Source organism: Dyadobacter sp. HNCC25DJ185 (genome assembly GCF_056895195.1).
This window is the reverse complement of sequence record NZ_JBXHAR010000010.1, coordinates 1-23,738: the sequence shown is the minus strand read 5'-3', so window position 1 is coordinate 23,738 and position 23,738 is coordinate 1. Positions and strand designations below refer to the sequence as shown.

At 46.4% G+C, this 23,738-nt stretch carries 16 protein-coding genes, 1 pseudogene and 1 riboswitch; of the genes and pseudogenes, 4 read left to right on the top strand and 13 right to left on the bottom strand.

Annotated features, from left to right (window positions below; translation table 11 throughout):
• Nucleotides 1–357: 357 nt before the first annotated feature.
• From AC1XUF_RS25525 to AC1XUF_RS25515, 3 genes are all read left to right on the top strand, one after another.
• Nucleotides 358–1,869 (top strand): hypothetical protein, encoded by a 1,512-nt coding sequence (locus tag AC1XUF_RS25525; protein ID WP_483344692.1) that lies wholly within the window; start codon nt 358–360, stop codon nt 1,867–1,869.
• On the top strand, nt 1,859–4,183 hold the full coding sequence (locus AC1XUF_RS25520) for a hypothetical protein (RefSeq protein WP_483344691.1): 2,325 nt from the start codon (nt 1,859–1,861) through the stop codon (nt 4,181–4,183). The genes AC1XUF_RS25525 and AC1XUF_RS25520 overlap by 11 nt, the downstream gene beginning before the upstream one ends.
• Nucleotides 4,184–4,349: 166 nt before the next feature.
• Nucleotides 4,350–5,369, top strand: a complete 1,020-nt coding sequence (locus tag AC1XUF_RS25515) for a hypothetical protein (protein WP_483344690.1) — start codon at nt 4,350–4,352, stop codon at nt 5,367–5,369.
• A gap of 216 nt (nt 5,370–5,585) precedes the next feature.
• On the opposite strand, the gene AC1XUF_RS25510 is transcribed toward AC1XUF_RS25515, so the two are convergent.
• From AC1XUF_RS25510 to AC1XUF_RS25450, 13 genes are all read right to left on the bottom strand, one after another.
• Nucleotides 5,586–6,266, bottom strand: a complete 681-nt coding sequence (locus AC1XUF_RS25510) for a hypothetical protein (protein WP_483344689.1) — start codon at nt 6,264–6,266, stop codon at nt 5,586–5,588.
• Between the two features lie 11 nt (nt 6,267–6,277).
• Nucleotides 6,278–6,658, bottom strand: coding sequence for a GntR family transcriptional regulator (locus tag AC1XUF_RS25505; RefSeq protein WP_483344688.1), 381 nt, complete (start codon nt 6,656–6,658; stop codon nt 6,278–6,280).
• 11 nt (nt 6,659–6,669) lie between these two features.
• On the bottom strand, nt 6,670–7,482 hold the full coding sequence (locus AC1XUF_RS25500) for a hypothetical protein (protein ID WP_483344687.1): 813 nt from the start codon (nt 7,480–7,482) through the stop codon (nt 6,670–6,672).
• A 22-nt stretch (nt 7,483–7,504) separates the two neighbouring features.
• Complete coding sequence (locus AC1XUF_RS25495; protein WP_483344686.1) at nt 7,505–8,341, bottom strand: ABC transporter ATP-binding protein; 837 nt, start codon at nt 8,339–8,341, stop codon at nt 7,505–7,507.
• A gap of 159 nt (nt 8,342–8,500) precedes the next feature.
• Nucleotides 8,501–9,832, bottom strand: a complete 1,332-nt coding sequence (locus AC1XUF_RS25490) for a voltage-gated chloride channel family protein (RefSeq protein ID WP_483344685.1) — start codon at nt 9,830–9,832, stop codon at nt 8,501–8,503.
• A 38-nt stretch (nt 9,833–9,870) separates the two neighbouring features.
• Nucleotides 9,871–9,937: riboswitch (Fluoride riboswitch) on the bottom strand.
• A gap of 80 nt (nt 9,938–10,017) precedes the next feature.
• Entirely contained in the window at nt 10,018–10,980 is a 963-nt protein-coding gene (locus AC1XUF_RS25485) for an amidohydrolase family protein (RefSeq protein ID WP_483344684.1), read from the bottom strand.
• Between the two features lie 122 nt (nt 10,981–11,102).
• Nucleotides 11,103–13,325 carry a TonB-dependent receptor family protein gene (locus AC1XUF_RS25480; protein WP_483344683.1) on the bottom strand — a complete coding sequence of 741 codons (2,223 nt, stop codon included), beginning with the start codon at nt 13,323–13,325 and terminating at the stop codon, nt 11,103–11,105.
• A 154-nt stretch (nt 13,326–13,479) separates the two neighbouring features.
• Complete coding sequence (locus tag AC1XUF_RS25475) at nt 13,480–14,034, bottom strand: hypothetical protein (protein ID WP_483344682.1); 555 nt, start codon at nt 14,032–14,034, stop codon at nt 13,480–13,482.
• A gap of 210 nt (nt 14,035–14,244) precedes the next feature.
• Complete coding sequence (locus AC1XUF_RS25470; RefSeq protein ID WP_483344681.1) at nt 14,245–15,822, bottom strand: SusD/RagB family nutrient-binding outer membrane lipoprotein; 1,578 nt, start codon at nt 15,820–15,822, stop codon at nt 14,245–14,247.
• Nucleotides 15,823–15,841: 19 nt separating this feature from the next.
• Complete coding sequence (locus AC1XUF_RS25465) at nt 15,842–18,964, bottom strand: SusC/RagA family TonB-linked outer membrane protein (protein ID WP_483344680.1); 3,123 nt, start codon at nt 18,962–18,964, stop codon at nt 15,842–15,844.
• 546 nt (nt 18,965–19,510) lie between these two features.
• Nucleotides 19,511–20,470: a sensor histidine kinase gene (locus tag AC1XUF_RS25460; protein ID WP_483344679.1), complete on the bottom strand. Its 960-nt coding sequence runs from the start codon at nt 20,468–20,470 to the stop codon at nt 19,511–19,513.
• Nucleotides 20,471–20,484: 14 nt separating this feature from the next.
• On the bottom strand, nt 20,485–22,005 hold the full coding sequence (locus AC1XUF_RS25455) for a PAS domain-containing protein (RefSeq protein WP_483344678.1): 1,521 nt from the start codon (nt 22,003–22,005) through the stop codon (nt 20,485–20,487).
• A gap of 91 nt (nt 22,006–22,096) precedes the next feature.
• Complete coding sequence (locus AC1XUF_RS25450; RefSeq protein ID WP_483344677.1) at nt 22,097–23,206, bottom strand: DKNYY domain-containing protein; 1,110 nt, start codon at nt 23,204–23,206, stop codon at nt 22,097–22,099.
• Nucleotides 23,207–23,418: 212 nt separating this feature from the next.
• Between AC1XUF_RS25450 and AC1XUF_RS25445 the strand changes: the two are divergent.
• Nucleotides 23,419–23,738 (top strand): annotated as a pseudogene (locus AC1XUF_RS25445) (M13 family peptidase); the annotation flags it as partial.

Below are 23,738 nucleotides of genomic sequence, written 5' to 3'. Positions count from 1 at the left end.
TATTCGACGAAACACGGACGGAAAAACAACAGTTGCTTCTTGACCACCTGCGGTTCACATGTTGATGGCTGACATCCGTATCTCTACAAATAGCAGCCGAGGCAAGTCTCACTCCTGACACTACGTTGGTATTACCAAAATAAGTGGAATCCGTATCGAAAAATACTGAAATATCATTATTGCTGGTCAATTGAACGGACGTTAGCTTTGCAAATGTCAGTCAGTTAATAATGCTAAAAAAATATGTGCAAGAAGTATGCTATCAGAATTATAGCTCTATTCCTATTCTATCCTTTTTGGGCTGAAATTCTATTAACCAATAAACTACATGCACAAACACCATTAAATATCCCAGATATGAAAAGTCTGGGATACTTCAAAAAACATCTAGATACCCTGTACTCAGAGCTCTCTTTTAATGATGCCCCGCTTACCATGAATCAGATAGGCCTCATTAATAGCCCCAAAGGCATTGCATTCGCGTATTTTGACGCCAAGAGCAAAAATCGGTACATCATGATCAATTACAGATTTTTGCACAAAAAAATTTGGTGTGCCGAATTGCCCGAAAACAAAGCAGGTAAGGATAGCCTACTCCTTAAAGACAATGTACTGAGGGCAATATTTGCGCACGAATGGGCGCATCACTATATGGCCCATATATATGAGAATAAAGCTAATATTCTGCAAGAAAAAAACGCCGATATCCTCGCAGGCAGAATATTGGCGGAAAATGGCGTCTATGCGTCATCCACCATAAGAAGCCTGTTCGCTTTGCTCGACTCCAGACCAAATAACCACTACTTAAACCGGGAAGATAGAATCATGCTACTTGAAAGAGGAGCAGCCACCCATCAGATTTTACGGAATAGTTGCTCCAGTAGTCTATTTGAGTCACTAAAAGCAAAAAGGGAAATAGGCATCCGATCGGAAACCATTACAAAAATTGATAGTTTGAAGGCAACCATCAAAGACCGAAAAGAGAGCTTGGCAAATCACTTTGTGAATGACATGAGAGAAAGTCTGAGAAGAGATTTTGCTGAAAATATTAATATCCCACAAATTATTAAAGATAGCATAAGCGTCAACAATCTTTTTTGCGTATCGAATGTTAAAGGCAGCATTACCGTAAAGTTCAACGATAAACTCCGAAGCAAAATAGCTGAAATATGTAAAGTCAACTCTATACCTGACAGCATAGTATATAAAGAAATTACGGCTATTGAAAACAGACCAGCACTGTTTTATGAAGAGATTTTTATTCTGGAAACAACTACAGATCCCAGAATAAATCAATGGCAAGAAGAAGGTAATGCCAAAATCAAGAACCTACAAACTTCAAAAATTGAACCGGATTTCCTCCCCTTTAATGCCAAGGACAGGCTCCAATACGATATGCTTTATACCAAAGCATACTTCAATATCAAATCAGATGATTGTAAAATTGAAGTTCTAAAAAAATATACAAACGGAAGTAAGAAAAAACTAACATATAAATTTAGCCCTTTGAAGGATGTTACGATATTTCTAGATGTACGGGACACAACACAGACAATAAAAGGCAACAACCATGTAAAGGTACAAATTAAAAGTGGGAACGAGCTCTTGCAAACAGAATCATTCCTTTGTGATATTCTCAGAAATGGCAGCAGTAAAAAATTCCCATATAAAATTTCCTATAAAAGAAACCGGATAGATACTAATTATTATTTGGATTCAAACGGGCATCTCTGGACCGAAACCATAGCCTGTAAAACCTTTGAGGATAAAATCTTCCTGACCCCCAACATTTCAGTTCTCGATCCCAAAGACACCGGCAACATCATTCAACCCTTAACAGTTTTACCTCCAAATCATAATGGCTTATAGACTTCTCCTGTTATATGTATTGTTAAGTACAAGTGCTTTCAGCCAGAACGCATTTTATGATGCCGTATTTTGTGGCTCCATGAGATTAGAAGATGTCACAAATCTGGATAACAGCATGTCTACCGTTACCGCTGGCGATACGGTAGTTCTCGGGGAATTCCGAAAATTTCTTAACCAGCCCTTTACTGAAAGTAGGCCCGATTTTGCACGCGTTAAAGCCATTTTCAACAAAATAAATGCGGCAGATATCTCCGTCCCCGATGCAAGGGGATTTATAGGACTTGGAGCCATCGGCGCACTCGCACCTATTTTCAATCTATCAAAGCTCAACGATTCTCAGGTTGATACCCTTCTGTACGGGTTAACGATATATTTTGAGGAACAATTTCGGCGGGCCTATATGCAAACATATCTTTATGGTATTGAGAAGACAATAGGTACCAGTGGGGAATTAAAGCTACTTTTCCCATCTTCATATAAGAAAATACAGACTTTCGACCCCACAAGATATAAAGAGCTGGGAAATGAAATGAAAAATGTCTTCAAGGAAGATCTATCTTCTGTTTTGGACCATCTAAGATCTCATATAAGATCACCAGACGAATCGCTGGGCTGCAAAATCTTGAATAAAACATATTGCGATTTTCTAAGACAGGAGCCGATTTATCCCATGCTGGACATATCTTCTGGGATAGGAAGCAAACTTATCAAAGGGATGCACCCCTCCGACATAGTGAGTGAACTCGACCAGGAATATTATCTATTAAAGAATTCAGCTGATGTTAATAACAGGTTCAACAGCTCAATAGCTGGCGCTGAAAAATACGTCCAATTTGGTAAAGCAATGCACCTGATCAATATTGTTCAGAGAAACCTGCGAGATACCTCCACGGTTCAAAATGGTCAGTTTCATAATGCTTGGATAAACTCCGAAAAGCTCAATTTGCTGAACGACCCGAGAAGTAAAATTTATTTCCTGGCATTGCTGTATCAAGAAGACAAAGATTTCTTCGAGGCCGAAATCGCAGGGCTGATTCCAAACTGGCAGGATTTAAAAAATACCCAATTATCGCGATCGCTAGATCAGAGGATTGTAAACACTGCGTATTTGGAAATTAAAAACAAAAAAATTTCCAAACTTTTATCCCTTCTTACCGAGTTGGATGAATTCACAAAATTAAAAAAAGAAAATTTACTGGATGAGGACAATTTCCTGACATTTATGAAAGGAACTCTCAATATTTTACAACTAAGTTTGGGCGGATCGTTCCAACCAGAGGAAATAAAAAATATCAATACTCTTTCTATAAGCGTTTTCCAGATATATAATTCAATAAGACTAAAAAACTATGGCAATATTCCGCTGCAATTAAGCTCTGTGCTGTCGTCGGTACCACTCATTAATAATCCAAACAAGTTAGCCTTTGGGGGCCATTTAGCACATTTACTTATAGACGAAGCTAAAAAGCGGAAAAACAATATTCAGGAAGCAAAAAAAATGGTTAACAAATCACTAAAGGAGGCTGATATTTATTCCAGGAAATTAAAAAGCAATACTGAGCTCATGGCAGGAATTGTAAAATATATAAATGATCCCAATAAAGATTCTGTTCTTTTGACTTCAACAGTAATAGGTGTGCTGAATAAGCACAATATAGATTACTCCAAAGCATATGATAATCTTTTTCAAAAAATCGATCGCCTGTCAGGGTTTTCATCTGGGGTTATTAATGCTAAAACCTCGGATGATATTAAGAACGTCATCACAAGCTATGCCTCTCCACCTTCGTCTTATATTGACAAGCGCCAAAGCTCATTCAGTATTACCGCGGGTGGTTTACCAGGTTTGTTTATTGCAAGAGAGTCACTTGTAGCTAATAAAGAAAACAGTCAAACCCCTGATCCGACTGACTCAATTGAGATAAAAAGTGTTGGTACAAATTTCGGACTTTCTTTACCGATAGGTGTAGATATCAGCATCGGGTTAGGTAAAAAGAAGGTAAGTGGCGCTTCAATCGGGGTTTTCCTGCAAGCTGTCGACCTTGGCGCAATGTTGAATTATAGGATCAAGACCCAGTCAAATACACTGCCCGAGAAGGTTGGGTTTAAAAATGTTCTCTCTCCGGGAGCCTTTGTGACATTCGGGTTCCCCAAGTCTCCGCTGACACTTAATTTTGGGTATCAGTATGTTCCGGCGCTTAGGAAAATAACGATCGATGCGGGCAATCAGAAGTTAGCGAATTCGCATCGCTGGCAGCTGAGAGTGGCTTATGATATTCCATTATTCAAACTTTATTCAAGAGAAAGACAATAGCATGCATTTTAGAATGTATCGGAATAACTGATAAAAATCCGTGTTGTGCCCCTCATATCAGCAGCGTACTTATCTTGTCGGTGACGTTAGTTTTAATGCTGGTAGTTTAATAAATCATTCCCCATTTAGTGCTTTTTCAAACCTCAAAAACATCATTTCAAAGCCCATGACTTCCTCTGAAATTCTAACTCAATTTGTTTCCGGTGGTGTTATCGGTATGGCTGGCCAGACTATCAGGACCTTTGTCGGAATCACCAAAGCTAGTTCAGAAGAAAGCGAGATTAGCCTTCAACGAATTGCTGCAAGTTTAGCAATCGGGTTTTCAGCGGGAGGTATTGGCATTTTCACGGTCACGGGTTGGAAACTTGGTTATGATTTCACCTCCAGAGATTTTACTCTGCTATTAAGCATAGGATATGCGGGTACTGATTTTCTAGAGGGTATTTTTAGAGCACTTATTGCCAAGGGCGATCCAAAGCGGTCGTTCGATCAGGAAGAATTGATTGAAAAATTGGCCAACAATGATCGTAAACTGGACGATATCAAAGAAAAAGTTCAACAGGTCAATCCAGATTCAATATCCGGGTTATTTCGTGAAAATGCGATTTCAAGGACAAACCTGACTCCGGCATCTGAGATCACGAACACAAGCACCGACATTGCCCTTTCGTTTACTTCCAATGTTAATCGATCTGTTATTTCTGCTTTCGCGATAGACTTTCTAAAGGGTATGTTGCTGCATTCAGGCAACAAAAAGGCAACCATAACCAGTTCTGCCAGAACACCTTACGAACAGGCAAGAGCGATGTATAATAATATTGAATTAAAAGGTGTAAAATCACAAAAAGATCTGTATTCCAAAGCAGGTGACAGTGTTATTGACGTCTATATTTCATCTAAAAGCAATGGAAAGTCAGCCGAAGAAATCATACAGGATATGACCAGCAAAATTCTTGAAGTCGGGCCCACGAAGGTATCTCGACATTGTGCAGACTTCACAAAATTGGTGGTTATTGATATTGCCCCTAGCTCAATTTTAAATAAGGAACCTTGGGTGACCGTATTGGATGAAACGAAACAAACGTTTGCAGGCTTTAATTTTATACTGCCCGGCAATGATCCTGCTTATCATTTGGAAATACCAAATTTGGCTTTGGAAATTCCATTGACAGGCAACGAAGTATAGGGATCTTACCAACCTTTACAAAATAAGGGAAGGGACCGATCATTTTTGGCGCGGACGTAAAATATCCTTGTTTGTGCGCGTACTCTCAAGAACCTGTTGGCGTTGCCGTCTTTTGACACCTTGTTCCTTGCCAGAATGAGTGTCTTTGAAAGATTTGCTGTGATCAGCTGGTGGAATTTTCGCTGTCATAAACTCGGCACGGGCACCAGTCCCGGCTTAAAAATGGGAAACCTTATGGAACATTTCCCCGGGCAGACTGATTTTTGCCGAACTATCTATTTTTAAGTCAAATGATTTGAAAATGTTCTTATCAATCTGAAGCGAGCTGCTGTCCTGCATATTCAGCGCGGTTGAATGGATTGTATTCATCCGGTCTATTTTTGTTACGCCGCCTGAACTGACCAATGCCTGCAAGTTCCCCAGTTCATTGTCTGAAAACTGTATAGCGCCGCCTTCCTGCGCGACAGTCAAATCTTTACTTTTCCAGCCCCTGATCTTGCAGGTTACCTTTTGGGAAACAACTCCTTTTAGCTCAGCGGAAGAAATGTAGAAGGACGGTATTGAATTCAAAGCATAGTCGTAGGGCAGGTCGCGCTCATGCCAGTCTCTTTTGTAAGTGACGTTCAGCGTATCCCCTGTTACCTTCCATTCCAGGTATTTCGGATCGGCGATCATCCGGATCTCCGATTTCACGCCTGGATGTATTTCTGTTAAACCAAATGCCTTGCCATGCAGATGTAGATACTTAAATGCCGGCAGGCTGTGTTTTTTGTATCCGTACAGCGGGTCGTTTTTGTCGATCTTGTCATATTCCTTTTTAAGTATGAGGCTGGAACTCAGTACAACCAAAAGAATAAGCGAAAATAGCGCGGTGAGTATCCTGTTACTTGCTTTCATGGGCGGTGCCGTTAATGGGTGATGGGGAAGTTTTCTGTGATAAATTTGTTATACCGGGTTTCCAGTTCTTCTAAATCAATGTTGAGCAGGTATAACGTCCTGAAAAACTCTGGCAGCTCGGTTTCCAGGAAACGCTCTTTTTTATAATTCAGAATCTTTGCAGTCGCATCTTCCATCGCTGAATAGCCAATACCTCTCTTGTTGGAGATAATGTCCTTACTCTGCAGGAAGTCGTAGGTGCGCATCACCGTATTCGGATTTACCTCCAGGCTGGATGCAAGGTCCCTCACCGACGGGACCCTTTCACCAGGGGGCAATTTACCGAGCAGGATCTGTTCGCAGATATAGTCGGCAATCTGAAGGTAGATCGCTTGCTTGTCTTTAAATTCCATTTGGTTACCGGTTAAATTTCCTTTTCCCGCAGTCGCAGATAAGCAGCAAACCACAATGTCAGCACAATCAATATGGGAAAACATCGGATCATCCGGCCGATGATTTCAGGAAAAGTCACATTATAGTACCGGGTGTCCCTGATACCGGCGAGGGTACCCTCGCCCGCATAATGCCATATCTGCCAGCCGGTGATCGGGAATGTCACCACTTTGGAAGGAAAGGAAGTGAAATAATAGGCAAGCGCCAGCTGAAGAATGCCCAATGCCAGAAAAGTACCTATAAAAAAGGCGGCAGTTTTGACATAGGAAGCCTTTCCAAAATAAATCGAACCAAGAAACACAAAAGCCTGTATCATAAAATAATAGTAGCAGGTATACTGCATCACAAAATCAGGCAGGTAATTGTATTTATTGCCGTCCACGGGAATTTTTGCGTTGGCTGCGTCGATCGTTCCGTAATGCAATTGCCAGTAAAGAATGATAAACGGTACAATGAAGACCAGGTTGGTCAAGAGCGAAGTCAGGAATTTTTCAAAGGTGGAAGCGGGCACCATCAGCGCCGCAATACCCGTAGAAGTAGCGCCATAAGGCGTGAAGACGCTGCTCGTATAAAGACTGCTCCCGAAAAGGACGATCATAAAGAGCGCCAGGTACTGAAGCATTTCTTTCAGACCGCTGAATTCCTTTGAAAACGCGAGTGGCAACATCAGAAGCAACAACAAAAAAACGAGAAGCGCTGCGGTAAAAAGGTAATTTCTTCCTTTTTCGGCCAGGTCTAAACGCAGCATTAAGGTAAACCTATGGAAATCAAATGTCTGGTTCATAAATAGGAATCAATTTGCATGGCTAATAGCTGAATATTTTCTGGATGCGGGCCGGGTTTTCCATCACGGCGTTGAACAGTTGTTCGAGGTCAACCCGGCTTTCTTCCCGTTCGGAATTCTCGAAAACTGCCTTGTACCCCCGCAATGAAGGCTCGGAATAAATCACACGCTCATCGTAGTCTACGGTCGATAGCGTTCCGAAGCACAAACGCTCCGTAACCGTGTCGAGGGTGTGCTGGAGAAGCACCTTACTGTCTTCCAGGATAATGATCGAATCAATAAGGTTGTCCAGATCGCGGACCTGGTGTGTTGAGATCAGTATGAGTCGGTCTTTGTCCAATGCTGCGGAAACCAGTTTTCTGAACTGACTTTTGGATGGAATGTCCAATCCATTTGTCGGCTCGTCCATGATGAGGACCCGGGTATTGGCGGCCAGTGCGAAAGCGACCAGGAATTTCTTTTTCTGACCGAAGGACATCCCGGTCAACGTGTTCTTTTCGGGAATGTCCAGTTCCGCGATGTCCTTTCTGAATTGTATCTCATCAAATTTCGGATAAAAAGGGGCAAGCATATGGACATACTTATCGACGGTGATGGCAGGCAGGTAAATTTCCTCCGGGATGAAAAATACATCCTGTAAAAAGGCCGGCTGACGTTTTCCAGGCTCATATCCTGCCACCCTGATCTTCCCGTCCAACGGAAAAAGCAGGCCGACCATGTTTCTGAGCAGGCTCGATTTTCCGGCACCGTTTTTCCCGAGCAACCCATAAATATGGCCTGGTTCCAGGTTGAGGGTCAGGTTCTCGAAAAGCTTTTTGTGCTTGCTATATCCAAAGGATACCTGGTCGAGGTGAATCATTGCTAGAGAGATTTAGTGTTCTAGGTAAATAGTACACTGCAATAGTAAGAAAAGGATCCGGGAAAACCAAATATTTTTTCTTAACCGCTTTTTCTGCTTGACCTGATCGACAGAAATTCCCTCAAACAGCTTCCCGGATTTATTTTCTAACTGAAAAGATCAATCTCTCTTTCTATCAGCCAGCTTTTCGGGGTCTGATCGGAGACTTGCCAGGGTTTTGCCTTCGTGTCGGCGATAAACCATGTGTTTGGATTGCCCGACCACCTGGGAGGAATAAATCCCCTGATGGCCCGAAAAAAGATAAGCTGTCACACAAGCAATACCTGCATACACCCCGCAGGAAGAGCCAAACAACTCCATGGCCATCAGAGTACAAGCCAGTGGCGTATTCGCGGCCCCTGCAAAAACCGCCACGAAGCCCATCCCGGCCAGTAGCCCGGTTGGGAGCGGAATAAAATAGGAAAGCGCATTGCCAAGCGTTGCCCCAATGAAAAACAGCGGAGTTACTTCGCCTCCTTTGAAACCTGCTCCAAGCGTAACCGCCGTAAAAAGAATCTTCAGCGCAAAATCGTAAGCTGGAAGCGCTGTATCGAAAGATGCAACGATCGTGGGAATACCCAGTCCAATGTACTTGGTGGTACCCATTAAAAAAACAGCTAGCGCTACCACGCCGCCGCCCACAACTGGCCTCCATGGCGGAAACGAAATGCTGGCTTTCAGGAAACCTCCGATCTGGTGGGTCAGCCTGCTGAATGTGACCGAACAAATACCAAAAATGCCTCCTGCAGCGACGACATAAAGTATATGGGGCGCTGAAAGCTCCGGAACAAAAGGGATGTGGTACTGGGTATGTCCTACCTGCCAGGCCCTTGTAGTTATGTCGGCAAAAATGGAGGCGGCAAAGGCGGGCAGCAAAGCTTCGTATCGCAGCCTTCCCATTAAATAAATTTCGAGGCCGAAAATCGCGCCAGCCAGGGGCGTACCAAAGACAGAACCGAATCCCGCAGAAATTCCCGCAATCAGTATAAGCCTGCGGTCTCTGGGGCGCAATACGAGTAAGCGGGTAAACTGATCTGAGATAGAACCGCCCATCTGAAGTGCAGTACCTTCGCGGCCGGCAGAACCACCGAAAAGGTGGGTGATCACCGTGCTGACCAGCACCAGCGGGGCCATTTTTAGGGGGATAACCTTTGCCGGACGGTGTATGTTATCCAAAAGAAGATTGGTACCGGTTTCGACATCCCGCCCCAGGTAATGATACAGGCAGCCGGTCAGAAAGCCGGCAACGGGTAAAAGCGAGATAATCCAGACATGACTTTCGCGCCAGTTGGTGGCCCAATCCAGGGAAACCAGAAAAAGAGCGGATGCCGATCCGACCAGCAAGCCGATTATCGACGAAATGACAAGCCACTTGACCAGGAAAAAGACAATGGGCTTTTTCCAGAAAAAGCCGGCAAAAGGGCGTGAAAGACGGAAGCGAAATGCTGACATTCTATAAATATACCTATCAGATGAACAAAGATTGTTTGATCCTAATAGGCGCCATCAGCCGTGTTAAGGCGGTTTCAGCAGGAAGACACCATTTCCTGTATGGGCGCAAGTAAGCAATATCGGACAACATTTCAAATAATTTGCCCTTACCGGCCTGCATTGCCCCATACACACCACCCCTCCCCTCACCCGGGTTGTCCATGGTCACGTTTTTTCCAGGAGTAAGCCGCAACAGAATTCTTCCAAAAATACTTTTCAGCGACAAGCTGGCCCTTTCCGGCGAAGTATCCGCGGACCAGCTCCAGTCCGTTTTCGAAAGGAAGCCACTGATCACTGTTTGGCCAGTCACTGCCATACAGCAACCGGTCCTCTCCGAAAATCCCATAGAGCTCGTCGAGGCGCGCACGATAGAAACTCAATTCAGTCGGCACGCGTCCGTTCACCCGGCGCAAAACCTCCGAAATTTTTACATATACTTTTGGCCTTTGTCCGATTTCCTTCAGATTAGCTTCATAAACCTGGTGTACCGCTTTGTCTTCGGGAATAGCCATTTGGGGCAAATGATCTATCACAACCTTCAAATCGGGCACCAGGTCGGTCAGTTTCACCACGGCAGCCAGGAGTTCGGGATCGGGGTTTGCGGTATCCAACACCATTCCCGCCCGGGCAAGGGATTTGAGGTTAGAGATAAACTGGGGATTCGCCAGCTGGCTGGAAATAGCATGGCCCCAAAGGTTTCCGTAACGGATCCCAAGAAAGAGCGGATTTGCCTGAAAGCGCCCGAGCTGTTTACCGAAATCGGGTTTTCCCGGTTCCAGGTTACCGATTATCCCGACAATGATTTTATCTTTTGCAGCGACATCCAAAACCCATTGGTTGTCTTCGAGCCAGGGGCTGGCCTCCACAACAATGGCACCTGCAATTCCAAACTGGCCCGCCACACTTCGGTAACGATCCGGAAGCGCCGGTTTATAAAGGATTGGGTCAGACTTATCGGGCCAGGGTACGCCTTGCGGGCGATTGGTGTCGAACAGGTGTATGTGCGTGTCGATGACCGGGATAGGGGTGTGAAACCCCGCTCTCATTATGGGCAGGCCGCTCGCAAAAGGGACTCCAGCGGATAGGGCAAGAAATTTTCTTCTATTCATTGGCCGAAACAATAAGTTAAAATCACTTTCAGCCGGAGTTTACTCTCGTGCTGCCGAAATTTTCACTGGGTAAAAAAAGGACGGGAATATTTTAAAATAATGTTCCCGTCCAATCCATTGTGTCAAATCTTAATCCCGAAAGAAACCTGGAAACTTCTTCCGTCAGAACTCCATACCCCCGCCCCCGGATACATGGTCGGCCGTTTTGTAAAGTATTGCTTGTTGGTTATGTTATTAACCCCTGCCCTGAGCGTATAATTTTTTGAGATGTGCAACGTCGCGTTCAAGTCCAGTAAACCGTAACCAGGCACTTTACCTATTGTACCATTGGCGGATGGTGCTTCGGTATTCAGCGGATTGGCATAATTGGAGCTTACGTAGCTGTATTGCAATGTTGCCGAAAGCTTTTTCAGCAGAAATTGGATCCCGTTTCTGGAAATCCAGGTGGGCACGCCTTCCACCCGGTTGCCTGCGATGCTGGTATTTTCGCCATTGGACACCGCGGTCCCGCGGATGTATTTCGCATCGAAATACGACGAGGAGGTAAAGAATGACAATTCGGTCGGCATAGAAGTACTGTAGGTGCGATAAGCGACATATTCCAGGTAGGCTTCTACGCCGCGCGTTCTACTGTCGCCGGTAGTTGTGCGAAACAGGTAGGCATTGGCGTTGGCGTCCGTCATCGCAATGGTTCCCATTCTATGGTTAATCAGCACCTGAAAAAAACCGATATCGTATTTCAGGACATGCTGCAGGTTACCGCTGATACCCGCTTCCAGGTTATAGCCGTAAGCATCTTTCAGGTTCTTGTCAACACGCTCCAGTACCGAACCCGGAATGATATCCTTGAAAACGACCGGACGATAAGCCTGCGAGAACCCTGCGTAAATGCGGCTATTGCCATCAATACGATATTGCGAGCTGATACCGAACAAGGGGAATTTGTGCCTGATCCTGTTGGGCAGGTTCGCCGGGTCGTAATAGCTGATCTTTCCAGTCATGCTGGTCCCGCCGCTTTCAACCCTGAAGCCCGGAGATATGGTCAGTTTTTGTGTCAGGAAGATCATATTCTCTACGAAAACAGCGATGTTGTTAGTTTTCAAATACATGTCCCGTCCGAAAGCCGGATCTGTCAGGGTCAGGTCGAAATCGCTTCCTGTGGTGCCCTTGCCCAATTGTCTCCTGCGCAAATTGTTGTGCATGTATTGCACGCCCCCGGAAACGATGTTCCTGAACCCCGCGAAATTGTATTGGTGGATGAAACGCAGCTCAGAGGTATAGCTTTTGAAATTATCAATGTCGACCTGCCTGGCCTTATATGATTTGGTGAGGGCGCTGATCGTATCGGGCACATTGGCAAATGCGTCCAGCATCACACTGTTCCTGGCACCATAGACACCTGAATTCGTAAATTTCAATTGGGTCGACGGGCTGATTTTCCAATCGATCACGATAGAAGGGACATAAATATCCGGGTTAAAGTAATTCCTCGACCGGGTGGACTGACGTGGATCTGCTTCGAACATGGCGTCGGTCAGCGGACCCGGGATTTGGTACACATAAGACGAGCGTCCTAATTCCGCTTTGATCCGTAACGACTTGCCGGCTTCATAGGACAGGCTCACATATTGCGATTGCGCATCCGATTTGGCGTTTTTGCGGTACCCATCCGAATGTCTCTTCTGATAATAAGCAGAGTAAGTAAGCTTGCCCACTTTTCCGCCTATGGCATTATAGGAACTGAAAAGTCCGAATGAACCGGCTGAATTGATGGTTTCAAACGAAAATGCCCTGGTCGTATCCGGCCCTTTCGTCACGTAATTGATCATCCCGCCGAACTGTGCCCCATATTGCAGGGAAGATGTTCCGCGTACCAGCTCCACGCGCTGGATGGATTCCATCGCGGGGCTGTAATGACTGGCAGGGTAGCCGTACATATCCGAATTGGTGATCACGCCATTTTGACGGATGTTGTATTCCCATGAACGGTGCGGGTCCAGGCCTCGGGTTGAAATGTTGATCTGGTTACCGCTGCCGTCCATATCGTACACAAATACACCCGGGACCTTCGCGAAGATCTGTCTGCCCGTTTTTTCGGCAATATTTCCGTTAACGCCGTCCAGCTGGATTACTTCGCTCCTCTTGCCTGCGGTAATATAGGTGTTGTGGACATCCGGGAGACGCTCCGTGTGGATGACGTTTTTACGTTCCTCCACGGTCACTTCGTTTAAATCGAATACTTTTTCAACTTTCTCTTTTTGCGCTTTCGCGTCCTGGGCGGCTACGTCTGAGATTTCTAGGGTAAAAATCGTGAGAGACGCCACAAGGGGATATAATATCTTCATACTCCGTGGTTCGAAATGATTGGGTATATGCGCATGTACCCGGATAGCCTCATGGACAATCCGCAGGCATGCAGTAAATAATAAGGGTGTTCAACAACGAATTCCGTACAGCTCTGCTGCCGGGCCTATTGCTGGAACGTACAAAAAGAAGGGACTAGGCGATGTCGGGTGGTGGTAACGCCACGGATGGGTTTTGACCTAACAGGAATGGATCACTCTGAGCGACAACAATAGCATGATCGGGGACCCACTCCAGCATTAAGAAGATGGACCTGCGATTGTTATCCAGATATTCCTTCAGAAAATTCTTTAGAATTTGGGAATGGCTGTCATTAGGCACGTCCGACGCATCTGCGTTGGCGGCGAGGTTGATTTTGGCGACAAGATCGGCGAAGTGCTCCCTGGCATTCTGGTCGAACTGGCAATACACGTAGAGCGTATCGCCGACTATCTGCCTTGCTTTTATCTGGTAAAATTGCCCCTTTCCGTCCAGGTGGCTATCTATCGGTTCCGAGGCAGACCAATTTTTCTGATCGGGTGTTGCAAGGGGAACTTTGATGATGATATTGGGCGAATCCAGGCTACGGTCGATCATATCACCATATGGTAAGGATGCAGAAACCCGGCACTCCAAAAAATAGGTGATTGCATATCCAACCGTGTTGTAAAACAACAGGCCCAATAACAATATGGACAGTATTCTTCGCAACGTCTGTATCAGGGGATTTTAAACAAATATAAAACAAAAAGGGATTAAAATCCGTCTTCGTACCACTTGATTGGCCGATCCGAAATAAAACGGCACGACCGGGCATCGTCCCTGCTTTCAAATAACTTTATGCAATCATTTCTGTCTTTAAAAGAAAACCGGGACAGCTGTACGCCATCCCGGTTTTCAATCACATCTCGTTACCGGAAATTAGAAGTTGGCAACTTTGCCAGTATCCCACCACAGACGGGTAGCGATATCATCTTTTGCTCCTGTTCCCATTTTGGAAACCGCATCGGTAACAGCAGCTGTGTTACCAGTTCTTTCCGCATTTACGAAGGGCATCCTTTTGATCGATTCACCAGGAGGAATCACACCCCAGTCACCATTGCTGTCGTTTTTAGCAGCACTTGGAATTTTAGGATAGCCGGTACGACGGTAATCTACCCACGCTTCCAATGTGTTGGTAAAAGTGTTCAGGTATTTCTGCGTAATGATCTTTTCCAGTTTCAGCTCGTCCGAGTCTGCATTGTTCCAGGCTACGGTAACTGTCGATAACGCGGTAAAATTATTGCGCGCATCGATCGGGTCCACGTAATTGATCGGCTTGCTGGTGGCGTCGGCAAGGTAGGCGTCTACACCACCTGCACCCCAGTCAGCAAATGATGCCTTGATACCTTCTTCGTAGTTAGTTTTAGGGTCACCTGCACCAGCCCAGCCTCTGAGTCCTGCTTCTGCTTTCAGGAAGAGCACTTCTGCTGCGGTAATGTTCCTTCTCGTCTGCACAGTCTGGAAGTCCTCGCTCACTTTGGAGAAAGGCACGTGGTCTGCTTTTGCTTTGATGTAAGCACCATTACGCACTCCTTTATAAGGCATGGTAGGGTGGTCGGCATAAAGCGCAGCATTGGTAATTGGCGCAAAATATTTGGAGATACGTCCGTCTTTCAAACCAATCAAAAACGATTCCATCAAAGCACCCATGCGGGTATCATCCCACTCGTAGCAGATCTGCGCCACGGGTATCTTGTTACCATTCAGGTTGTTGATAAAGTTATCAGCGTTGGTAACGATCAAACCTGCGGGATCAGCCAAAGCCTTTTCGCCTTGCGTCTTAGCCTGGGCAGGATCCACTTTCGATAAACGCATCGCCAGTCTTAACCGCAGGGAGTTCACCACTTTCTGCCATGCCGGAATACTTCCGCCGTATTTGGTAGGGTCAAACTTCTTGAAACCGACATACTCCTTGTTGGCATTCAGGTCTGTCTGGATCGAGTCAAGCTGCTTAAAGAAAAGTGGGTACAGTTCCGACTCTTTGTCGTACAGGATGGAATTAGCAGTAGTACCGTATTGAGAATAAATGATCGGACCATGAACGGCCGTTAATTTGGACATGGCCAAAATACGGATCAGTTTCGCCCAGGTTGCGAACAAAGGCAATTCGTTGTCTTTTGCCAGCTGGATCACCTGTTTTGCGGGCGACATGACGCTTCCATATTCGCGGCCCCAGAATGAGTTCCAGCGAATGTAGTAAGTCGTGTTGTTCACGTTACCCACAAAATCCGTAGGCGTACCCATGTAGCCCATCCAGTTGTCGGCGCAAAGATCTTCCTCTACCTGGTGGCCGTTGAGGTTGAAGATCATATTTGAGAAAGGAGAGCCTACGAGGTTGAAATCCTGCTTAAGCAGCTCATCCGAAATTTGATTGGGGTTCTGGTTGGTTTCGACGAAATTATCGGTACAAGCCGCCAGCACAACCAGGGATAACAATGCTATAAATATCTGTTTCATGTCAGTGGTTTTAAAGTTTTTAGAAACTAAACTTCAGGTTCAACCCGTAAGATCTTGTGGATGGTAAACCGAATACGTCCGTAGATTGCAACGTATTGTTGGTGCTCATCGCCTGCTCAGGATCGAAAGGAGCTTTTTTGTAGAAGAAGAACAGGTTCCTGCCTACGAAAGACAATGAAGCATCTCTGAATACAGGTTTTGTACTTTTGGTTTTGAACGTGTAGCCGATCACCAGCTGGCCCAAACGCACGTTTGTTCTTGAAAACACATAAGGTTCCATAATCTTGTTCCTGTCACCGATCGCCGAGTAGTAAGTGTACGGAGCGATACTAGTAACCGCTGTTCCTTCAGGCGTCACCGCATTGATGGGCACACTTCCCGCATCTCTTGCTGCCGCAGATCTTTCGCTCACACCATAAGAATCCAAAAATGCCTCTGTTTTAGAGAATGCCACACCGCCGAATTTACCGTTAACGAGCACACTCGCGAAGAAGTTACGGTAGTTCAGGTTGTTTGTCCAGCCCAGCAACAACTTAGGGTTCACATTACCTACGATGGTTTGTGTAGCCGCCTTGGTAGGTACCCCGTTTTTATCCAGGATGATCGCGCCTGCATCGTTGCGTGCGAAATGGTAAACATACACATCATTAAAAGAACCGCCCGCTTTGATGATAGAAGCAAAACCTTCGTTATCGCCACCTACCTGATAGTTAGGGTTGGATGCGATCAGCTCAACAATTTTGTTGGTGTTTTTTGATGCGTTGACCGAAGTGTTCCAGCTGAAGTGATCTGTCCGGAGAGGCTCCGCAGTAAGGCTCAGCTCAAACCCCTGGTTGGTGATCTTTCCTGCATTCACATAGTAAGTCGTATAACCCGATCCCGAAGGCGCCGTCAGTGAAAGGAACTGGTTGGTGCTCACACCATTGTAATAGGTAAAGTCAAGTCCCAGCTTGTTTTTGAAGAACTTGGCTTCCAAGCCGTATTCGTTCGCTACGATTTTCTCAGGTTTCAGGTTGGTAAATGGTACCTGCGTATTCCTGTTGATACCACCTACTCCGGATGGACCGCCCGCACCGCCGATGGTGTTCCATGGGTTAACCACGTTATAAGGTACTTCGTTGGCAGTTTGCGAGAACGAGGCCCGTACTTTTAACAATGAAATCGCGTGTGGCAGGCTCAGCATCTGGCTGATCACCGCAGATCCACCGATAGATGGGTAGAAGTAAGATTGGTTACCGGTAAGGGCCAGGGTTGAAGCCCAGTCGTTACGTCCGGCCAGGTCCAGGAAGAGGTAATCCCTGAAACCAAGCGACAAGTTGGCAAATGCGCCCTGCTTGATGGTTTTGCTGATCGTTTTGTTAAAAATGACGTTATACGGCATGTTCGCGAATGTGAAAACATTGGGGTATTGCAATGAGACAGTACCATTGTTCACGTTCATACCGTCGTTATAGGTATTTTTCTGATAGCTCAAACCGGCCAATGCATTCAGACTGAAATCGCCAATGCTCTTGTTGTAGGTAAGGATACCATCCGTATAGATAGACTGGTCCGTGTATTTCGTATAAGCCCATGTACCGTTCGGGCTCACGCTTACTGAGTTACCACCTGCCGCATATCGTTTGTCGTCGAGCACGTTATTATAGTCAATGTTACCCCTTACTTCGAACCGCAGATTTTCGATGATGTCATAAGAAAGTTTGACATTGGCAATGATCCTGTTGTACGACTGTAGCTTCGGATCTTTATAAAGCTCCCAGTAAGGGTTATTCTGCTTTTCCTCTGTAGAATACCAGTTCATTTTGTCCATGTTCCTGGCCGAATTGAACACCGCATAGTTTTCTTTATAGCTATTGAAGTCACGGTCCCTGGCGAAGAGGTACAGACCTGTCAGCGGGTTGTTGTAGTAACCTGCACCCGGACGGTTTTTAGACACTTCGGAAGAAAGGATCACACCCGAGCTGATGGTAATCTTGTCCCGCAGCAGTTTGGTGCTTTGTCTGAACGAAAAGTTATTCTTCTTATAGGTATTGGTTGGCATGATACCCTTGGAAGAAATATTCGCATAAGAGAAATAAACATTGGTCTTCCCGTTACCGCCCGTGATGCCCACCGAGTTGGTGAATGTAGCGCCGGTCTGGAAGAAATCCTTGATATAATCCTTCTGATAATTGTCCGATTTAACTTCTGCAGTTCCTACCGGGGTCCAGCTGTAATCGCCGCCCACAGTTCCGTAACGGTACTGGAATTTAGGCAGACCGGATACTTTTTCCAAGACTGCACTTGAATTGAAGTCCACAGACAATTTGCCTTCTTTCCCTTTTTTGGTCGTGATCAGAATGACACCGTTTGCACCCTGGCTACCGTAAAGGATAGAGGCATTCGCGCCTCTCAGAATAGAGATGCTTTCGATATCGGCAGGGTTGATGGAAGAAAGACCGTCACCACCATCCGTTCCACCATAAGAACCTGGCTGTCCGCCTTTGTTGTTCACCATCGGAATACCGTCGATCACGTACAATGCCTCGCTCGATCCCTGCAGAGATTTGTTACCCCGGAGGACAGCTCTTGTAGAACCACCCGCACCCGAGCTGCTTACTTTAATGTCGATACCCGCGGCCTTACCGTTAAGGGCATCCACAAAATTGGTATTGGCAGCGCGGCGCAGTTCGGTACCGTCGATCTGCTGCGTTGCGTAGGTCAGGGCTTTCTTGTCCCTTTGGATACCAAGGGCAGTTACCACTACCTCTTCAAGGACAGCGGAGGACGTTTCCAGGACTATATTTAAGACACTTTGCGATCCGACCGCGATCTCCTTAGTATCGTAGCCGATGGAAGAAATAGTCAGAATGGCCGCATCAGTGGTGATCTCGATCGAAAACTTGCCTTCGGCATCGGTGATCGTACCTGTTTCGCTACCTTTTACGATGACGGTTGAACCCGGTATTGCCTCGCCTTTGCTGTCGGTTACTTTACCCGTAACAGGTCTTACCACGTTCTTAGATTTAACCGTCGAGGTTAAAATGCTCCCTGCCTTCGCAGGAGCAGCTAACGATGCGGTTGCCGTGGCGGCAAGCGCAACAATTTGGTAAAAAGTAAGTTTCATCCATTGCGGACACTTTACTTCCTGCTTTCTTTTCATTATTTCTGATAGTTAAATGTTGGTAAAAATTTGGCATAGAAACTCCTTTCACCCAGAAGGATGATTAAAGTGGTGAAACCCGTAAGTACCAACTTAGAGGCTTCTTTTTCGTCTTGGGGATTGGATGTAAAGGGTTAGGGCATAGGCAAAAAGATGATTTTTGTGAAACAGCAATTTTATTTGGCCATTACCAGAGGTTACAATGAATAGGTTTTGAATTTTTTTTCAAAAATAAACTTTTATTAGGCAATTAATGTAAAAAGCACGCGTTTCCGCTAATTTTTTTGAAAATTTATACGTCCTGGTGGCGAAAACGTGATGAAACGATCATTTGACCGTTCCTTTGCCAATGGTTAGACCCTGTCGTACATTGAACCGGGTAGCAATAAGTCTACATACCAACGAGCACTACCTGAAAAACTTCGATTAGCTTAAAATAGCAAATCGCAAGCGCGTAACGACTCAGCGTATACGCTTTATGGTAACGCCGCCGATCCCTGCCTTTTCGGCGGACCTTATAGGAAGGACGGCAGGCCTGTCCAGACCTTAAATGGGGAGATACACCTTAAAAGTCGCACCAAGCCCAGGCTCACTATTAGCAGTGATAGCGCCTCCATGATTCTGTACAACCTTTTCACAAATAGCCAACCCGATACCAGTCCCCGCAAATTCACCCCGGCCATGCAGCCGCTGGAATAGCTGAAAAATACGGCTCAGGTATTTTTCCTCAAACCCAATACCGTTGTCGGCTACCTCGATGCAGTGATAGGCGGCAGCGGTCCGCACCGGTTTTAATCCTGCCGGAAGATCGGCCATTGAAACCATTTCGCTTTTAACCGTAATGATCGGGATGGCGGGCTCCCCCGCCCGATCGACCCTGCTGAACTTAATGGCATTTGATAACAGATTCTGGAAGAGCTGCCGAAGCTGCGAAGCATCTCCCATGACACTGGGAAGGAGGTCAATTCTGATCTGTGCATCCGTTTCCTGGATGGTCAGCTCCAGCGTATTCAGGACCTGGCTGAAAACATCTCTCAGCGGCACAGTATCAATGATATCCTGATGCGTGGACAGGCGCGAAAAATTCAGGAGATCGTCGATCAGGGCCGACATACGGCTTGCCGCCGACTGCATGCGTTCCACGTAAAGCTGTCCACCACCCATTACATCCCCATAGCGGGCCATCAGCAAGTTGCCGAACTGCTGGATCTTTCGCAGGGGCTCCTGGAGATCGTGCGACGCAACGTAGGCAAATGTTTCCAGGCTCTTGTTGGAATTAAGCAACATGCTATTGGCCTCTTCCATCCGCTCGTTGATGGCGGCGTATTCCTCATTGCCTGCGGCGAGTTCCTCATTGGTTGCCGCTAATTCCTCATTAGCGGCCTCCAGCTCCTCGGTACGCTGCTGTACCAGCTGCTCCAGCGCCCATTGCGTCCGCCGCTGCTCGGTCATATCCCGCATGCTGCCGATCAGTTTATCGGGCTTGCCTTCCTTGTCGAAATACATTTTTGCCTGAGCCCTTACGATACGATGACGCGACCCGTCGTTTGGGTGACGACCGTGTATTCTTCGTCTAACACGCCTTCCAAGCCAGGTGTGGCTGCCGTCGCAACTGCTGCTTCGAGCCGCGCCCGGTCGTTTTCATGAATGGGGTTGAACAAATGCTCCCAATCAATGTAATCCTCGGAGAATTCAAACAACAGTCGGAGGCGCTCAGAGTAGGTCGTGATCCCCGTCTTCATGTTGAGCTCCCATATCCCCATATCTGCAATTTCAATGGCCCCTCTCAAGGTCGATTCGTTTTCTTCCAGGGCGCGCTGGATCATCACCTGTTCGGTCACGTCGATTGCGATATCCAGTATCCCATAAATTTCCCCTGCGGCGTTCCGGAGCGGAGTATAAGAAATATTGTAATAATTGTCACGCATAACGCCGTTCTGTACAATCTTAACAAGGGATGCGGGTGAAACAAAGGGGATGCCTGTTGTAAATACTTCGTCCAGAATATGCAGGAAAGGTTGCCCTTCCGTCAAAAGTTCGGGCATTGCTTCCCGAAGCGGAAGACCTTCGATGCCCGGCCCTTTCCCTACGATTTCAACGAAAGTTTGGTTGGCGCTTTCGATCACCAGATCCCGCCCGATGAACAGTCCGATCGCTGCCGGCGCAGCGGCAATAACGCCACGCAATTTCGTTTCCGTCTCTTCCAGTTTTTTCCGGGCCAATACTTGTTCGGTCATATCGGTGGCCGCCTGGATAACACCAGTGATCACCCCGCCTTCCCGCAATGGCCGGTAAGCGAGGTTGTAAAAATGCTGGCCCACGACGCCAGCCCTGCTGTGCGTCACCAAAATCTCCTTCCCATCGTATTCGATCCCTTCATAATAAACCTGCCGTACCCGCTCCCAGGCAAATTCATTGGCCAGTTCAGGCATCAAAGTCAGCATGGGTTGGCCAATGGCATCAAAGTCCTGACCGATCAGTTCCAGCATGGGCGGATTAATCTGGTCGATAACGAAATCATCCCCTCTCACCACCAGGATTGCACCGGGCATCTGTTTGATCATATTTCGGTAGCGCGCTTCACTCTCCGCCAGCGACTGGCTATTTTCCAGGAGCTGCTGCTGGGCCAATACCTGCTCCGAAACGTCTTGAGCGACGCCGGCAAAACGATCAACTTTACCCGACGCATTGAAATAACTCCGCCCATGAAATCGCACCCAGCGCAGCAACCCGTCATCCACCCCGATAACCCGGAAAGTCTGATCGTACAGGCCTTTTGATTCGGGGTTGAATGCCCACTGTGCCATCTCACGGACCCGTACCATATCATCCTCATGAATATGAGCAATCACCTCACTGTATGTCAACTGATTATCCGCAGACATTCCAAACAGCTGCCTGCACCGCTGATCCCAAAAAATCTCATTTGTAGCCGGGTTCAATTCCCAGACACCCAAACCGGCCGCCTGCAGGGCAAAGTCGACATCGAGTCGCTGATTAAGATTGGGGCCAAATTGTCGGGCCTGTTGATCGCCATTCATGGTAGGATCCGGTATTGAGTTTGCAAAGGAGCCGTATCGAAACAGTCCCAAATTAAACCAATAAGTTTAAAAAAAAGCCTCCCGGGCAGAGTTATACATCAGTTACTTTCACACCTTGGTGGAATTGATGTCTTGAGTCTTTGGAATCCGCATTTCCAAGGTCGTGTGGATATACTTTAAATGTGGCTGGATCGGCATCTTTTACTGCTTTGGTTTTATAATAAACGCGTTTGTTGTCGCTGGCGTAATTCTCACCCAAAACCTTGAATGTTGATACGTCAGCGTCTTTCATTTTCACGTCGTCCATAAAAACGGAAGCATTGTCCCTGGCATAATTGAAATCGTGCCCAAACATCCCGTTTTCCTCATACACTTGGAAGGTGCCAGGATCGGCGCCATGCACCAACCTTTCCTGGAAGAAAACTGCGTTTTGATCTTTCGCGTAACCCTCGGCCAGGATTTCGAACGATTTGCTGTCCGCATCCTGCAGTGTAAACCCGAGAAAAAAAACATGCTGATCATCTTTTGAGTACCGGTAATCGAGTATTTCGAACGATGATCGCCGGCAGGGTAAAACGGAGATGTTGTGCTGTCCCTCTCCTGCATAACCATAGTAATAAATATTATCGGCATCCCTGGCAAAATGCTGTTCTAAAAGCTCAAACGTTTTTCCGTGGCTGCCCGCAACAGGGACCTGGTTCAGATAGGCGAACATATCGTCTTTACAGAAGTACTTATTAATACTGACGAGCGACGAAACCTGGCCAACTTTAAATGCAGTTCCCCGAAAAAAAGCATGTTTTTTATCTTTTGCATAGCCATATCCCAAACTCACAAAGCTCGGGGCATCAACGTCCTGGATCGTCAGGACCCTTTGCTTTTTAGTCAGGTAGTAGTTTTGCCCTTCTCTGTATTCATCACAAAAATAAGCCTTGTCTTTGTCCCTGGCGTAATGATCGTCCAGGGCCTCAAACGTGGGCACGTCGGCATAGCTGAATGCATACTCCTTATAAAAGGCAGTTGTTGCATTCTTTGCAAAGCTGTCGTTCAATACCTGAAAATTATGATCCGCAATGACCTTTCCATTGAACCTGATTTCTCTTTCCTTCTTTTCATTGCCCAGGATTGACCTGCAAAAAGCCCCGACAATCCGGAAAAGCATTTTGAGAAGCCATTTGATCAATTTAAAAACACCGGGCATGATATATTTGGGATTAGACCTACGCAAATTAGGCCCGCTGCGGCCAGCCTCCTAATCTGCGCGGTATACAAAAGGTATACAATCTGTGATTTCAGGGTGCTGCCTTTTGTTGTCTTGTCAAATTTTTACCTGTTACCATGTTAAATCCATTCTAATGAGTCCATTTTTGATTTGAAGGAACCCTTCGGCCTAACTTCACCCATATGTATCAAATGATGATACCATTATTGCTTTTTCCGCTGGCACTGCTGCTGGCAGCGGCTGGTCAGCAAGCTCCTGCTCAAACCACCACGCGTGTAGTCCTGTCGGGGATAGATGCTTCCAGGAAACCGGGAGATGGTTTTTTCAGGTATGCCAACGGCATCTGGTATGATACCATCCGCATACCCGGCAGTCAAGCCGGTGGGTATTCCTTCCTCAATTACCCGCAGCGCAAAAGGCTGAAAGGCATCCTGGACAGCGTTGCGGCAAGTCAAAACCCGGCCGGAAGTATCGAACAAAAAGCGGGCGATTTTTATGCAGCGGGCATGGA

Bases quoted from the DNA above. Each gene is read 5' to 3' on its own strand.
- AC1XUF_RS25525 (WP_483344692.1), top strand. From the start codon at position 358: ATGAAAAGTCTGGGATACTTCAAAAAACATCTAGATACCCTGTACTCA.
- AC1XUF_RS25520 (WP_483344691.1), top strand. From the start codon at position 1,859: ATGGCTTATAGACTTCTCCTGTTATATGTATTGTTAAGTACAAGTGCT.
- AC1XUF_RS25515 (WP_483344690.1), top strand. From the start codon at position 4,350: ATGACTTCCTCTGAAATTCTAACTCAATTTGTTTCCGGTGGTGTTATC.
- AC1XUF_RS25510 (WP_483344689.1), bottom strand. From the start codon at position 6,266: ATGAAAGCAAGTAACAGGATACTCACCGCGCTATTTTCGCTTATTCTT.
- AC1XUF_RS25505 (WP_483344688.1), bottom strand. From the start codon at position 6,658: ATGGAATTTAAAGACAAGCAAGCGATCTACCTTCAGATTGCCGACTAT.
- AC1XUF_RS25500 (WP_483344687.1), bottom strand. From the start codon at position 7,482: ATGAACCAGACATTTGATTTCCATAGGTTTACCTTAATGCTGCGTTTA.
- AC1XUF_RS25495 (WP_483344686.1), bottom strand. From the start codon at position 8,341: ATGATTCACCTCGACCAGGTATCCTTTGGATATAGCAAGCACAAAAAG.
- AC1XUF_RS25490 (WP_483344685.1), bottom strand. From the start codon at position 9,832: ATGTCAGCATTTCGCTTCCGTCTTTCACGCCCTTTTGCCGGCTTTTTC.
- AC1XUF_RS25485 (WP_483344684.1), bottom strand. From the start codon at position 10,980: ATGAATAGAAGAAAATTTCTTGCCCTATCCGCTGGAGTCCCTTTTGCG.
- AC1XUF_RS25480 (WP_483344683.1), bottom strand. From the start codon at position 13,325: ATGAAGATATTATATCCCCTTGTGGCGTCTCTCACGATTTTTACCCTA.
- AC1XUF_RS25470 (WP_483344681.1), bottom strand. From the start codon at position 15,822: ATGAAACAGATATTTATAGCATTGTTATCCCTGGTTGTGCTGGCGGCT.
- AC1XUF_RS25465 (WP_483344680.1), bottom strand. From the start codon at position 18,964: ATGAAAAGAAAGCAGGAAGTAAAGTGTCCGCAATGGATGAAACTTACT.
- AC1XUF_RS25460 (WP_483344679.1), bottom strand. From the start codon at position 20,470: ATGTATTTCGACAAGGAAGGCAAGCCCGATAAACTGATCGGCAGCATG.
- AC1XUF_RS25455 (WP_483344678.1), bottom strand. From the start codon at position 22,005: ATGAATGGCGATCAACAGGCCCGACAATTTGGCCCCAATCTTAATCAG.
- AC1XUF_RS25450 (WP_483344677.1), bottom strand. From the start codon at position 23,206: ATGCCCGGTGTTTTTAAATTGATCAAATGGCTTCTCAAAATGCTTTTC.